The following is a 14,295-nucleotide window of genomic DNA, read 5'->3' on the forward strand; positions in this document are numbered from 1 at the left end:
CATCTTCCGCGTGGCGGGAAACTGGTCCTGATCCGGCTGACGGGTCAGCTCCGTATTCGCGCTCGTCGCGGCCTCGCACCACAGGTTGTACCTTCCTCTTTAATCTGAATCCGGCCCATTTTAGTAGTCCAGGCTGGGAAAAAGCCGGGTGCCCCGGCCCGGGGCACCCGCTGGGGCGTTCTCAGAAGCCTAGCTTGACCAGCTGTTTGGGGTCCCGTTGCCAGTCCTTGGCCACCTTCACGTGGAGGTCCAGGTAGATGCGGGCGCCGAGCAGCGCCTCGATCCCCTTGCGCGCGTTCGTGCCCACCTCGCGGAGCCTGGCCCCGCCCTTGCCAATGATGATGGCCTTCTGGGACGGCCGCTCCACATAGAGGTTTACCCGGACATCCAGGAACGGCCGGTCCTCGGGGCGGCCCTCACGGGGCACGATTTCGTCCACGACAACGGCCAGGGAGTGCGGCAGTTCGTCGCGCACGCCTTCGAGGGCAGCTTCCCGGATGAGTTCGGCGATCATGACGGCTTCGGGCTCGTCCGTCAGGTGCCCGTCCGGGTACAGGGGCGGGGACGCCGGCATGTGGCTGATCAGGACGTCGGCGACGACGCCCACCTGGAAGCCGTCGGTGGCGGAGACCGGGACGATGTCCTTCCAGCCGTCCTCACCGAGAACCTCCCGGCCGAGGGCGTCGACGGCGAGGAGCTGCTCGGTGAGGCCTTGCTGGTCCACCGTGTCGGACTTCGTGACGATCGCGATGACCGGCTTGTTGCCGATCGCGGCGAGCTGGGCAGCAATAAATTTGTCGCCCGGGCCGATTTTCTCGTTGGCAGGCAGGCAGAAGCCAATGGCGTCAACCTCAGCGAGGGTATCAGCGACGAGATCGTTGAGGCGTTTTCCCAGCAGTGTGCGGGGGCGGTGCAGGCCGGGAGTGTCCACCAGGATCAGCTGGGCGTCGTCCCGGTGGACGATCCCGCGGATGGTGTGGCGGGTGGTCTGCGGCTTGGCCGAGGTGATGGCGACTTTCTGGCCCACCAGGGCGTTGGTCAGGGTGGACTTGCCGGCGTTGGGACGTCCCACCAGCACGGCAAAGCCGGCGCGGAAGCCGCCGAAGTCGTCCTTGGCGGCATCCTTGTTGCCTGGGTGGTTATTTTTCTTGCTCACGTGGAACTCCCTGCTGGGTTGTTTCCGCCTCGTCGAGGAGGTCTTCAAGGTCAGTGTCTACTTTTGGAACGGCTGCCGCAACGATGTGACTGACACGGTTGCGGCGGCCCTCGAGGCGCTCGGCGCGCAGCGCAATGCCACCCACCTCCACGGTGCTCCCGACAATCGGTACCCGGCCAAGGGCCTTTGCCAGCAGCCCTCCCACGGTGTCGACTTCGTCGTCGTCGAGTTCGATGTCAAAAAGTTCGCCAAGGTCATCAATGCTCATCCGGGAACTGACCCGGTAGGAGCCGTCCTCCAGCGCTACGGCCTCGGCGCTCTCCGTGTCGTATTCGTCCACGATCTCGCCGACGATCTCTTCGATGAGATCCTCCAGTGTGACCAGGCCGGCCGTGCCGCCGTATTCATCAATAACGATGGCTACGTGCGTGGATTCCTTCTGGAGCTCCCGGAGGAGGTCGCTGACCGGCTTGGACTCCGGAACGTAACGCACCTCACGGGCCAGTGATTCGACGGGCGGCGGCTCCTCGTTGGGCCCCAGTTCGTGGAGCGTGGCGGCAACGTCCTTCAGGTAGACGATCCCCAGGATCTGGTCCGTGTTGTCCTGTATCACCGGAATCCTGGAATAGCCGGACCGCAGGAACAGGGACATGGCACGCCTGAGGCTGGATCCGGCGTCGATGCTGAGGATGTCTGTCCGGGGCACCATGACGGCCCGCACCAAAGTGTCGCCGAAGTCGAAGACGGACTGGATCATCTCAGCCTCGGTGTCCTCGATCATGTCCGATTCGCTGGCCCGGTCCACAAGTTCGCGGAATTCCTGTTCACTGAAGAATGCCTCATCCCCGCCCGGCGCACCCGGTGCGGCGGCACTGCCCAGCGCCACCAGCCACGCAGGGATGGGGCCCAGGACCCAGGTGAGGAAGCGGATGAGGGGCGCCGTGAACCTCACCACCGCAGCCGAGTGGAGCCGGCCGAGTTGGCGCGGCGAGACACCGACGATGACGAATCCGAGCAGGGCCATGATCCCGGTGGCTGCCAGCCCGGCGAGCCAGACGTTGTCCAGCAGGCTGTGCAGCAGGACGGCAACTGCCACCGCGGATGCCATCTCAAACCAGATCCGCCAGAACCTCAGCGCGCGGATGTGGGCCACCGGGTGCGCCATGATGCTCCGCATGGCGTTACCGCGGCTCCTGAGGAGAGCTTCTTCGGCGTCGTGCCGCGGAAGAAAATTGAAGGCGGCCTCGGCCGCGGTCAGGACGGCGGCCATGCTGAGGAACGCCAGGGCCATGCCAACAAGGAGCAGGGGGGTCACTTCGTTGTCTCGGCGGGTGCTTCTTTGCCGGTGAAGCCGGACAGCAGTTCGCGCTGGAGCCCGAACATCTCAGCCTTTTCTTCGGGTTCGGCGTGGTCATATCCGAGAAGGTGGAGGATTCCGTGCGTGGTCAGGAGGAGCATCTCGTCCTGGAGGGAGTGCCCCGCGTTTTTCGCCTGCACTTTGGCCACCTGCGGGCAGACTGCGATGTCGCCCAGCATTCCCTGCGGGGTGGGCCGGTCCGGCGTGCCGGGGGTCAGCTCATCCATGGGTACCGAGAGGACATCCGTGGACCCTGGCTCGTCCATCAGTTCGATGTGGAGCTTCTCCATCGCCGGTTCGTCCACCAGGAGAATGGACAGTTCGGCCTGCGGGTGGATGTACAGCTGGCCAAAAATATACCGCGACAGCGCCACGAGCTCTGCCTCGTCCACCTGGACACCGGACTCGTTGTTCACTTCGATGCTCATGCGCGCTCCCCCTGCTTTTCACGGCCTACCGAATGCTTGACCCTGTTCCGCTGGACGTCGTCCCAGACGCTGTAGGCCTGGACGATGTCCCCGACGAGGCGGTGGCGTACAACGTCGGTGGCGTCCAGGACCGAGAAGTTGATGTCCTCGATGCCGTGCAGGATTTCCGCCACGATCCGAAGACCGGAGCGGGTGCCGAACGGGAGGTCCACCTGGGTGACGTCGCCGGTGACCACCATTTTGGAGCCAAAGCCGAGCCTGGTAAGGAACATCTTCATCTGTTCCGGCGTGGTGTTCTGTGCTTCGTCGAGAATGATGAAGGCGTCGTTGAGCGTCCTGCCGCGCATGTACGCAAGCGGAGCCACTTCAATGGTGCCCGCGGCCATGAGCCGCGGGATGGATTCGGGGTCCATCATGTCGTGGAGGGCATCGTAGAGGGGCCTGAGGTAGGGGTCGATCTTGTCGCTGAGCGTGCCCGGCAGGAACCCGAGCCGCTCGCCGGCTTCCACTGCGGGCCGGGTCAGGATGATGCGGCTGACTTCCTTCTGCTGCAGCGCCTGTACCGCCTTGGCCATGGCCAGGTACGTCTTGCCGGTGCCTGCGGGGCCGATGCCGAAAATCACCGTGTTGGCGTCGATGGCGTCCACGTAGTTTTTCTGGTTGAGCGTTTTGGGCCGGATGGTCCTGCCGCGGCTGGAAAGGATGTCGTGGGTCAGGACATCAACCGGGTTCTGCAAGGACTGGCTCCGCAGCAGCGCCACGAGTTGCTGCAGTACGGCGGGGCTGATCACCGTGCCGCGGGCGACCAGGCCGCGGACCTCCTGCAGCAGCCGCATGATCCTGGGCACATCGGCGGCAGGTCCGCTGATGGACAGTTCATTGCCGCGCACGTGGAAATTGACGGCCGGGAACTGCTCCTCGATGAAACGGAGGGCCTCATCATGGCTGCCGAGCGACTGGACCATCTGATCGGAGTTGTCAAAAACGACCACCTCCGTCCGGATGCCGGGAAGGGTGTGGGGAAATTCTCCTGCGGTGCGCTCAGTATTCAGCCGGCGCTTTCCGTTCGCTGATTCAGTCATGGTGCTGGCCCGCAGGCCTGTGGTCCCCTCCAGTTCAAATTCGGTATTCCGTGGACCGCCGGGGCGTGCTGCCACGCCCGCCGGAGGTCCCCGGGTTCATACCATCTTACGCCAGCGCAGGGCCAGAGGCGGCTGGGTGGAGGGCTTCACAGCGGCTGTGCGCGGCCCGCCGGCCGTATCGGAAAGGTCCCCTGGGGCGGGAAGTTGCCGTCATTAGGTATCAACTTCATATCGGCCTCATATCGTTCCCGTTGCAGTTACACCGGTCGGCGGAGTTCGGACCTCAGGGCCAGTTTCCCTGTGCGATGCTGGAAATCAAGGCCGTCCGGGGACCGGCTCCATCATCACAGCCAGGAAGGACAGTGCCATCACAGTGCCGGGACCAGTAACGCGCCTTGCCTTGGGACCTGCCCTGGGGCGCATCCGCTCCGCCGCCCTGCTGGGCCTCCTGCCCGCTGTCCTTGTCCTCACCGGCTGCATCGCGGATCCCGGGCCAGAGCCCACGCTGGCGCAGAATTCGAGCCAGGCCCCGGAAAGTACGTCGCCAGGGGTGCCGTCCACCAGCGCACCGCTGGAAACCACGCAGTCATCCAACAAGGCGCCCGTCTATTGGATCGGCCGCAGCAACAACAATGTTTTCCTCTACCGCGAGTTCAGGGATGTGCCCGAACAGGAAAACCCGGTGACCAGGGCACTGCGGGCCATGATGTCGGACAAGCCCCTCGACCCGGATTTCTTCACGCCGTGGCAGAACCCCAAGAAGCTGGCCACGTCCATCTCGGGCAAGAACGTCATCACTGTTGATGTCTCCGAGGACGCCTTCAACAGCAACCTCGACGCCGACATGGCCGGCCGCGCCATCCAGCAGCTGGTATACACGGCCACGGCGGCCGGGGCGAGTGCAGGCCTCATCGATTCCGGCCAGCAGATCCAGGTGATGGTTCTCGTCGACGGGCACACCGACTACCTTGCCTTCAACCACGTGCGCCTTGGCACCCTGATGTCACGCAGCCCCGGGATGGTGGCTCCGGTATGGATCATCGATCCGCAGGAAGACGTGGAAGTCGCCGATGGCAGTGTCAAGATCACCGGGCGGAACACGGTCCCCGGCGGCAAGCTGCGCTGGCGGATCCTGCGTGAGGAAGGGAACGGCGAGAAGGCGCCTTTCCTGACCGGTGAGACCACCGCCGCGGCGGAGGCCGCCCAATCCGGCGTGTTTACCCTCGCCTTGACGCTCACCCCCGGCGACTACGAGCTTCGCGTCGCACAGGCCGACCCCTCAGGCAGCGATCAGGAACTGAACGTTGATACGCGCAGCTTCAGCGTGCGCTAGCAGCCATAGAGTCAGCCTGCAGGTGCGGCCCAGCGGCCCAGCACGTCGCTGGCAAGGACCACCGCGGCAGGACCGGCAGTGGAGGATCTCAGCACATGGTGCCCAAGGAGTGCCGTGACCGCGCCGGCACTGCACAGCCTGGTCACTTCACGCGGACTGATCCCGCCCTCCGGCCCCACAATAAGCAGGATTTCGCGGGGCCCGCTGCCGTCCGCCGTCGCATGCCAGGACTCCAGAACGGACCGGAACGGCCGGACGGCGTCCTCGTGCAGGATGACGGCGAGGTCGGCCGCGCCGGCTGCCGCAGCCAGTCCGGGGGTTTCGACGGCGGCGCGCACCTCCGGAATCCAGGCACGCCTGGCCTGCTTGGCAGCAGCCGTGGCAACTGACTGCCATTTGGCGTGTGCCTTCGCTGCCCGCTCGCCCTTCCACCGTACGATGGACCGCTCGGACTGCCACGGGATGACTGCGTCGATGCCCAGCTCAGTGGCGGTTTCCACGGCGAGCTCGTCGCGGTCGCCCTTGGCCAGCGCCTGCACCAGGACCAGCCGGATGTCCGGTTTTTCTTCGGCCGTCAGCGCGGAGCACTCAACTGTCAGTTCGGACGGCGATGCCGCCACCACCGTACCGGTCAGCCGTTTGCCGGCGCCGTCCGCGATATCCACGGACTCCCCGGGGGCAAGCCGTTTGACCGTCACGGCATGCCGGGCCTCGGGCCCCTGCAGGACAAATTGGGCACCTGGGACCACGTGGTCCAGCGTCCCGGCGGCGCTGAAGAAAACCGGATTGCTCACCGCTACAGGTTACCGAGCCGGTCCCGGAGCTTGGCGAAGACGCCGCCGCTGGCGGCAAGTTTGCCCTCCGTGAACTGTTCGCCGCGCAGCTTCGCCAGCTGCCGCAGCAGGTCTTCCTGGGCTGAATCCAGCTTGGCCGGCGTCTCCACCTGGAGGTGCACCTTGAGGTCGCCGCGGCCGTAGCCGCGGAGGTGGGTCACGCCCAGGCCCCGCAACGTGATGATCTCACCTGACTGGGTTCCCGATTTGACGTCGATTTCCTGCAGCCCGTCGAAGGTCTCCAGGGACACTTCCGTGCCCAGGGCGGCCGCGGTCATGGGAATGTTCAGCGTGGCATGCAGGTCGTCGCCGTCACGGACATAGGTGGCGTCGTTGTTGACCCGGATCTCAACGTAGAGATCGCCGGCGGGACCGCCTGCCGGGCCTGCCTCGCCCTGGCCCGAAAGCTGGATCCGGGTTCCGGTGGCAACACCGGCAGGCACCTTGATGGTCATCGAACGCCGGCTGCGGATCCGGCCCTGCCCGCTGCATTCGTTGCAGGGGTCCTTGATCACGGTGCCGAAGCCTTCGCAGCTTCCGCACGGGGCGGCCGTCATGACCTGGCCCAGGATGGACCGTACCGCCCGCTGGACCTGTCCGCTCCCGCCGCAGATGTCGCAGCGTTCCGGGTGGCTTCCTTCCCGGCAGCAGGAGCCGTTGCAGGTGGGGCAGACGACGGCGGTGTCAACTTCGAGTTTCTTGTTAACCCCGAAAACGGCGTCGCGGAGTTCGATGCGGACGCTGATGAGGGCGTCCTGCCCGCGCCGGACGCGTGACGCCGGCCCGGCGGATCCTCCGGCGCCGAAGAAGGTGTCAAAGATGTCCTGGAAGGCGAAGCCCTGCCCGGCGTAACCGCCGCCGCCGAAGCCGTTGTCGGTGCCGTTTTCGTTGCCGGTGGTGTCATAGACCCGGCGCTTCTGCGGGTCGGAGAGCACCTCGTAGGCGTGGGTTACGGCCTTGAAGCGGTCCGAAGCATCCTCACCGGGGTTGACGTCCGGGTGAAGCGTGCGGGCCAGCTTGCGGTAGGCCTTCTTGATCTCTTCCCCGGTGGCTTCCGGTGAGACTCCAAGGACGTCGTAGTGGCTGCTCAAAGTTCGTATCTCTTCCTGTTTGTCCTGCTGCAGTGGGACTGCTTGCACTGCTCTTCTTTGCCTGGGGCCCGGCCAGGTGCGGTCAGGGGCCCAGAATCCTTGACAGGTAGCGGGCTACAGCCCTGACTGCCGCCATGGTGGTGGGGTAATCCATCCGGGTGGGGCCGAGGACCCCGATTTTGGCCGTGCTGTCCGGGCCGTACGCCGTGGCGACCACCGATGCTTCGGCGAGCCCGTCGTGGGGGTTTTCACGGCCGATGCTGACTGTCACGCCGCGGCGATCCTGCGCCATCTCGCTGAGCAGGCGCAGCATGACCACCTGTTCCTCGAGTGCTTCAAGCACCGGGCCGATGCTGAGTGGGAAGTCAACGTTGGACCTGGCGAGGTTGGCGGTGCCGGCCATGACCATGCGGTCTTCGCGGCTGTTGTGGGCAAGGACCTCGAGGCCGTGGGCCAGGGCCTGCGCCGCCTGCCGCTGTCCCGGGCCCATCCCGGAAACCACCACGGGCAGCGACTGGGTCAGTTGGCTGAGCGGGGTTCCTGCGAGCGAGCCGAGGAACCTGCCCCGGATGCCGGCGAGGGCATCGTCGCCCAGGTCCTGGCCGACGTCGACCACTTTTTGCTCCACCTTGCCGGTGTTGGCGATGAGGACTACAAGGACCTGGCGGGGGGCCAGGAGCACAAACTCGATGTGGCGGATCGTGGCGCGGCTCAGGTGCGGGTACTGGACCACTGCCACCTGGTTGGTCAGCTGTGACAGCAGCCGGACGGTCCGTTCCAGGACGTCGTCGAGATCGTCCGAGCCCTCGAGGAGCGTCTGGATGGCGCGGCGTTCCGCCTGCGACAGGGGTTTGACTGCGGAGATCTGGTCCACAAACAGCCGGTAGCCCTTGTCCGTGGGGATGCGGCCGGCGCTGGTATGCGGCGCGGTGATCAGGCCGTCATCCTCCAGGGCCGCCATGTCGTTGCGGATGGTTGCGCTGGACACGCCCAGGTGGTGGCGTTCAACCAACGCCTTGGACCCCACCGGTTCGCGGGAGTGCACATAGTCCTCCACGATGGCACGCAGTACTTCAAGTTTGCGCGGCTCGCTCACACTCCACCTCCATCCAGGGTCACGGGCGCCGGGTTTCCCCCGCCGGGCGCACCGGCCGCGGCGCGGGCGCGGCTTAGCACTCGACATGCCTAAGTGCTAACAGTCTAATATGACTCACCCCGTTGTTAGCATTGGTACCGCTCCGGGCGAAATTCCGGGCCAGGACCTAGGCAAGGCGGAACACATCCATGCAATACCAGAACTGGGGCCCCCAAGAGATCGCCGCCCCCGTCAGGAACCAGCTCCCGGAAGTGCCGGTGGAGCGGGGCATGGTCCTGGAAGATGTCCAGTCAGGCTGGGTGGGCGCCGTGACGAGGGTCGAAAAATCCGGCGGCATGCATGTCGTGGCGCTGGAGGACCGGCGCGGCAAATCGCGGTCCTTCCGGCTTGGCTACGGCTTCCTCCTCGAGGGGCAGCCCATCCGGCTCATGCCTCCGGCACCCCGGCCGGCCACCGCGCCGGCCGGACGGACGGCCTCCGGTTCGGTTCGTGTCGCCGGCCAGCGGGCACAGGTGGCGAAGGCAAGCCGGATCTGGGTGGAGGGCAAGCACGACGCCGAACTGGTGGAAAAGGTCTGGGGAGACGACCTCCGGGTGGAAGGCATCGTCGTCGAGCCTTTGCACGGCATTGATGATCTGGCCGCCGCTGTGGCCAGCTTCTGTCCGGGCCCCGGCCGCAGGCTGGGCGTGCTCGTTGACCACCTGGTGCCGGACTCCAAGGAGTCCCGGATCGCGGACGCCGTGATGGCCTCGCCCGGGGCAGCAGGCAATGTCCTCATCGTTGGCCATCCCTACGTGGACGTGTGGCAGGCCATCCGGCCTGCCGTGCTGGGAATTGAAAGCTGGCCCGTCGTCCCCCGGGGCCAGGACTGGAAGACCGGCATCCTGGCGGCGTTCGGCTGGCCCCATTCCACCAAGGAGGACATCGGCCTGGGCTGGCAAAAACTGCTGGGCGCGGTCCGGAGCTACGCCGACCTGGAAGCCTCGCTGCTGGGCAGGGTGGAAGAAGTCATCGACTTCCTGACCGTTCCCTAGCAGTATTCTTGGTACTGCAGGTGCCGCTGCACTTGGGCCCGGCACCCTGTAAGTTTGAATGTTCTACATCAACGCACCATTGCATTTTCGAAGGAAGACACCGTGGCAGAAAACGCACGCGAACACAGGGACAACCAGGGCGGCCAGGGCCGCTCCGAGTACCATGGCGTTCCGGCAAACGCGCTGCCCCTGACGGCCAGTGAAGACCGGCAGTGGGCTACGCTGGCGCACTTCGGCGGCATTCTCGGGTGCGTTCCGTCGCTGCTGATCTACCTCATCTTCCGGGACCGCGGGCCGTTTACCGCCCAGGAATCGAAGGAAGCGCTGAACTTCAGCCTGCCTCCCACCATCGCGGCCGTGGTGGCCAACCTGCTGGTGTTCATCCCCGTGATCGGCAACATCTTCGCCGTCATTGCCACGCTGATCTGGATCGCGCTGACGTGCTATTCCGTTGCTGCCGGCATCCACGTGAACCGCGGCCAGCCGCACCGCTACCAGTACAACCTGCGCTGGATCAAGTAATCCCCACCCGGCCCACCTTGCGGGCGGGGGCCTCCGCTCAGTCCGGCAGGATCCTGCGGACCACGGCGTCGGCGAGCAGCCGGCCCTTCAGCGTCAGCACCAGCTGTCCCCTGAATGCCTGTGCGGGCTCCACCAGTCCGTCCGCGATGAGTCCGGCCACTTCTTTCCGGCCGGACTCCCCCAGCGAACTGATGCCGACACCGGTGACGAGCCGCGCCTCGAGCATGATCCGTTCCATGTCCCGCGTGCCGTCGTCGAGGGTTTCCCGCCCGGCGGCCGGTGAGAGCCCCTGGGCCAGCCTGCCGGCATAGGCCGTGGGGTGCTTGACGTTCCACCAGCGCACACCGCCCACGTGTGAGTGGGCTCCGGGGCCGATGCCCCACCAATCGTCACCGCGCCAGTAGGCCAGGTTATGGCGGCATGCCTGGCCGGGCGTGCGGGCCCAGTTGCTGACTTCATACCAGGCGAGCCCGGCTTCGCCGATCAGCTGGTCGGCGAGTTCGTATTTGTCGGCGTGGTCGTCGTCGTCGATTCCGGGTACTTCGCCCCGGCGGATCTGGGCGGCGAGTTTGGTGCCGTCCTCGACGATCAGTGCGTAGGCGCTGATGTGGTCCGGCTCGTAGGACAGTGCAGTCTCGAGGGAGTACCGCCAGTCGTCCAGTGACTCCCCCGGGGTCCCGTAGATCAGGTCCAGGCTCACCGCGAGGCCGGCTTCACGCGCCCATTGCACCACCTGCGGCACGCGGCTGGGAGTGTGGGTGCGGTCCAGGACTTTGAGCACATGGGGAACGGCGGACTGCATGCCGAAGGAAACCCTGGTGAAGCCGGCGTCCTTCAGGACGGCAAGTGACTCCGGCGTGACGGAGTCAGGGTTGGCCTCGGTGGTGACTTCGGCGCCGGGTTCCAGCCCCCAACGGGCGACGGCGACAGCCAGGATCCGGGCGAGATCTTCCGCTGGGAGCAGCGTTGGGGTTCCGCCGCCGAAAAATACCGTGCTCATGGGCCGGTCCGGGATCCCGGAGGCCCGCAGCGCGGCCGCAGCGAAGTCCACCTCGGACACCGCGGTGCTGGCGTACGCGTCCTGCGACGCGCCGCCTCCCAGCTCAGTGGACGTGTAGGTGTTGAAATCGCAGTAGCCGCAACGGACGGCGCAGAACGGAATGTGCACATACAGCCCGAAGGCCCGGCCCGCCGCACCGTCCGCTGCCTGCGGGGGCAGCAGACCGTCCGACGGCGCCGGGTCGCCGAGGGGAAGAACGCTAGGCATTGCGGCGGCCTCGCAGAGTTGCGGCCACGGTCATCACTATTTCTTGGCCTTGTCCTTGGATTCGTCCGTGGTCAGCGCGGCGATGAAGGCTTCCTGCGGAACCTCGACGCGGCCCACCATCTTCATGCGCTTCTTGCCTTCCTTCTGCTTTTCCAGCAGTTTGCGCTTTCGCGAAATGTCACCGCCGTAGCACTTGGCGAGAACGTCCTTGCGGATGGCGCGGATGCTTTCCCGGGCGATGATCCTGGAGCCGATGGCAGCCTGGATGGGGACCTCGAACTGCTGGCGGGGAATCAGCTCGCGCAGCTTGGTGGTCATCATCACGCCGTAGGCGTACGCCTTGTCCCGGTGCGTGATGGCCGAAAATGCATCCACCTGCTCGCCCTGGAGCATAATGTCCACCTTCACGAGGTCAGCCACCTGCTCGCCGTCCGCTTTCCAGTCCAGCGAGCCATAGCCGCGGGTCTTGGACTTGAGGATGTCGAAGAAGTCGAACACGATTTCGGCCAGCGGCAGCCGGTACCGGATTTCCACCCTGTCCTCGGACAGGTAGTCCATGCCGCCCATGACACCGCGGCGGCTCTGGCAGAGCTCCATGATGGCGCCCACGAATTCGTTGGGCGCCAGGATGGTGGCGGACACCATCGGCTCTCGGACCTCGGCGATCTTGCCGGAGGGGTATTCGCTGGGGTTGGTCACGTGGACCACCTTCTTGTCCTCCAGCGTCACCTCGTACTCGACGTTGGGGGCGGTGGAGATCAGGTCCAGGTTGTATTCGCGCTCAAGCCGCTCCCGGGTGATTTCCAGGTGCAGCAGGCCCAGGAAGCCCACGCGGAAGCCAAAGCCCAGCGCGGCGGAGGTTTCGGGCTCGTAGACCAGTGCGGCGTCGTTGAGCATCAGTTTCTCCAGCGCATCGCGGAGCACCGGATAGTCCGTGCCGTCCAGCGGGTACAGGCCGGAGAAGACCATGGGCTTGGCATCAGCGTAGCCGGGAAGGGAATCGGAGGCAGGCTTGGCAAGGTTGGTGACGGTGTCGCCGACCTTGGACAGCCGGACGTCCTTCACGCCGGTGATGAGGTAGCCCACTTCGCCGACGCCGAGGCCCTTGGACGGGGTGGGTTCCGGTGAGCTCACGCCGATCTCGAGGAGTTCGTGGGTGGCCCTGGTGGACATCATCTGGATGCGTTCGCGGGGGTGCAGCATGCCGTCAACCACGCGGACGTAGGTGACCACGCCGCGGTACGTGTCGTAGACGGAGTCGAAAATCATGGCGCGGGCCGGGGCGTCCGCGTTGCCTGTCGGGGCCGGCAGGTCACGGACGATTTTGTCCAGCAGCGCCTCGACGCCCATGCCGGTCTTGCCGGAGACGCGGAGTACCTCGTCGGGGTCGCCGCCGATCAGGCTGGCCAGTTCGGCCGCGTATTTCTCCGGCTGGGCGGCCGGGAGGTCGATCTTGTTCAGGACCGGAATGATGGTGAGGTTGTTTTCCATCGCCAGGTAAAGGTTGGCGAGAGTCTGTGCCTCGATGCCCTGCGCCGCGTCAACCAGGAGCACTGCACCTTCGCAGGCCGCGAGCGAGCGGGAGACCTCGTAGGTGAAGTCCACGTGGCCGGGGGTGTCGATCATGTTCAGCGCGTAGCTGGTGCCGTCCAGTTCCCAAGGCATGCGGACTGCCTGGGACTTGATGGTGATGCCGCGTTCACGCTCGATGTCCATCCGGTCCAGGTACTGGGCCTTCATGTCGCGGGACTGGACCACTCCGGTGTACTGCAGCATCCGGTCGGCCAGGGTGGACTTACCGTGGTCAATGTGCGCGATGATGCAGAAATTCCGAATAATGGCCGGATCTGTCGCGGCGGGCACCGGGGCGGTGCGGGCCATGGGAGACACGCAGGGTCCTTACTGTTGGCATTCACACGGACACAGCCAGGGCCCACCGGGGCACGCTGGCGGACAGGCCGCATATTTTCAACCTCCAGTGTCCCACGTCAGGGCCTGCCACACCGCATCCGCCGGACAACACACGGGTGTCACTGCCAGGCCGGCATTTCCCGCCCGGCGATAGGGTTTCCCCATGGCACTGAACTTCCGCTCGCTGGTCAACGCATTCCAGAAGACTGTCCACATCCTGGACAGGATACGGCGGGACTCAAACGCCGCCCCCCGCACCAGGGCGGGCAGCCCTGCCGCGGGGACGCCGGTACGAACCCCGGCGCGGCCAAAGCCGACGTCGTCAAAGTCCTCCAGCGGTCCGGGGCCGGTCACCGGTTATCCTGGCGATTTTGGCGGCACCGCCACGGTCCGGTACGCGCCGCAGCCGGACGGCGCCCCGGACCCCGGCGAAGTCGTATGGACCTGGGTGCCCTACGAAGAGGACCACACCAGGGGCAAAGACCGTCCGGTCCTTCTGGTCGGCCATAACGGCCGCTACCTTCTGGGACTGATGCTCACCAGCCGCGACCACGACCAGGACGCCCACGCAGGCAACGACTACGTGGATATCGGAACCGGGGCCTGGGACCGGCAGTCCCGTCCCAGCGAAGCAAAGGTGGACCGGATCCTGCAGATCAGCCCCGACGGCATCCGCCGCGAAGGAGCCGTACTCGACCGGCGACGTTTCGAACTGGTTGCCGCCGTACTGCGCAAGCGACACGGCTGGAACTAGGCCTGCCAAATGGCCAGCCTTCGGCCCAATCTGCTATTCTTTATAGCTGTGTGTCCGTGCAGGTCGACGGCCACTGATGGTTGGCCGCCATAGGTATCCCCACGCCGCTCAGTCAATGGCCAATCTGAAAGCCCTCTAGACCATTTCCGCATTAAAAAGAGAGTTCACACGTGGCTAATATCAAGTCCCAGAAGAAGCGCATCCTCACCAACGAGAAGGCACGCCTGCGCAACAACGCAGTCAAGTCTGAGCTGAAGACGGCCATCCGCGCCGTCAACACCGCCGTTGAGTCCACCGACAAGGATGCAGCTGCTGTTGCCCTGGTTGCCGCCAGCCGCAAGCTGGACAAGGCTGTCAGCAAGGGTGTTCTGCACAAGAACAACGCAGCGAACCGCAAGTCGGCGATCTCCAAGAAGGTCAACGCACTGTAA

14 protein-coding genes are annotated in these 14,295 nt (G+C 65.5%); 5 read left to right on the forward strand and 9 right to left on the reverse strand.

Going from position 1 to position 14,295, the window contains the following annotated elements:
• Positions 1–181 precede the first annotated feature (181 nt).
• From era to EYS21_RS09985, 4 genes are read right to left on the reverse strand one after another with little or no spacing between them, the layout of a single operon-like run.
• Complete coding sequence (gene era, locus EYS21_RS09970) at positions 182–1,156, reverse strand: GTPase Era (RefSeq protein ID WP_131133050.1); 975 nt, start codon at positions 1,154–1,156, stop codon at positions 182–184.
• Positions 1,140–2,471, reverse strand: a complete 1,332-nt coding sequence (locus tag EYS21_RS09975; protein ID WP_131133051.1) for a hemolysin family protein — start codon at positions 2,469–2,471, stop codon at positions 1,140–1,142. Before EYS21_RS09975 ends, era begins: the two co-directional genes overlap by 17 nt.
• The gene (gene ybeY, locus EYS21_RS09980; RefSeq protein WP_131133052.1) at positions 2,468–2,941 is read right to left on the reverse strand and encodes an rRNA maturation RNase YbeY; all 474 of its coding nucleotides are present in this window, start codon (positions 2,939–2,941) and stop codon (positions 2,468–2,470) included. The genes EYS21_RS09975 and ybeY overlap by 4 nt, the downstream gene beginning before the upstream one ends.
• Positions 2,938–4,023, reverse strand: a complete 1,086-nt coding sequence (locus EYS21_RS09985; protein ID WP_131133053.1) for a PhoH family protein — start codon at positions 4,021–4,023, stop codon at positions 2,938–2,940. Before EYS21_RS09985 ends, ybeY begins: the two co-directional genes overlap by 4 nt.
• Before the next feature lie 412 nt (positions 4,024–4,435).
• Between EYS21_RS09985 and EYS21_RS09990 the strand changes: the two genes are divergently transcribed.
• Positions 4,436–5,356 carry a GerMN domain-containing protein gene (locus tag EYS21_RS09990; protein WP_131133268.1) on the forward strand — a complete coding sequence of 307 codons (921 nt, stop codon included), beginning with the start codon at positions 4,436–4,438 and terminating at the stop codon, positions 5,354–5,356.
• Positions 5,357–5,367: 11 nt separating this feature from the next.
• Here EYS21_RS09990 and EYS21_RS09995 read toward each other — a convergent pair whose 3' ends face one another.
• The 3 genes from EYS21_RS09995 to hrcA form a co-directional block, all read right to left on the reverse strand.
• The gene (locus tag EYS21_RS09995; RefSeq protein WP_131133054.1) at positions 5,368–6,150 is read right to left on the reverse strand and encodes a 16S rRNA (uracil(1498)-N(3))-methyltransferase; all 783 of its coding nucleotides are present in this window, start codon (positions 6,148–6,150) and stop codon (positions 5,368–5,370) included.
• Between the two features lie 2 nt (positions 6,151–6,152).
• Positions 6,153–7,280, reverse strand: a complete 1,128-nt coding sequence (gene dnaJ, locus EYS21_RS10000; protein WP_131133055.1) for a molecular chaperone DnaJ — start codon at positions 7,278–7,280, stop codon at positions 6,153–6,155.
• Between the two features lie 82 nt (positions 7,281–7,362).
• A complete protein-coding gene (hrcA, locus tag EYS21_RS10005; RefSeq protein WP_131133056.1) occupies positions 7,363–8,376 on the reverse strand; it encodes a heat-inducible transcriptional repressor HrcA in 1,014 nt (337 codons plus the stop codon).
• Between the two features lie 188 nt (positions 8,377–8,564).
• Between hrcA and EYS21_RS10010 the strand changes: the two genes are divergently transcribed.
• A complete protein-coding gene (locus tag EYS21_RS10010) occupies positions 8,565–9,410 on the forward strand; it encodes a DUF3097 domain-containing protein (RefSeq protein ID WP_131133057.1) in 846 nt (281 codons plus the stop codon).
• Positions 9,411–9,512: 102 nt separating this feature from the next.
• Positions 9,513–9,932, forward strand: a complete 420-nt coding sequence (locus EYS21_RS10015; RefSeq protein ID WP_131133058.1) for a DUF4870 domain-containing protein — start codon at positions 9,513–9,515, stop codon at positions 9,930–9,932.
• 37 nt (positions 9,933–9,969) lie between these two features.
• Here the strand turns inward: EYS21_RS10015 and hemW are convergent, their stop codons facing one another.
• Positions 9,970–11,199 (reverse strand): radical SAM family heme chaperone HemW, encoded by a 1,230-nt coding sequence (hemW, locus tag EYS21_RS10020; protein ID WP_131133059.1) that lies wholly within the window; start codon positions 11,197–11,199, stop codon positions 9,970–9,972.
• Positions 11,200–11,235: 36 nt separating this feature from the next.
• Entirely contained in the window at positions 11,236–13,089 is a 1,854-nt protein-coding gene (gene lepA / locus EYS21_RS10025; protein ID WP_207307736.1) for a translation elongation factor 4, read from the reverse strand.
• A 184-nt stretch (positions 13,090–13,273) separates the two neighbouring features.
• Here lepA and EYS21_RS10030 point away from each other — a divergent pair, with 184 nt between their 5' ends.
• Positions 13,274–13,864 (forward strand): type II toxin-antitoxin system PemK/MazF family toxin, encoded by a 591-nt coding sequence (locus EYS21_RS10030; protein WP_131133060.1) that lies wholly within the window; start codon positions 13,274–13,276, stop codon positions 13,862–13,864.
• A gap of 170 nt (positions 13,865–14,034) precedes the next feature.
• Positions 14,035–14,295: a 30S ribosomal protein S20 gene (rpsT, locus tag EYS21_RS10035; protein ID WP_066291556.1), complete on the forward strand. Its 261-nt coding sequence runs from the start codon at positions 14,035–14,037 to the stop codon at positions 14,293–14,295.

Source organism: Arthrobacter sp. S39 (assembly GCF_004320525.1).
Classification (GTDB): domain Bacteria; phylum Actinomycetota; class Actinomycetes; order Actinomycetales; family Micrococcaceae; genus Arthrobacter.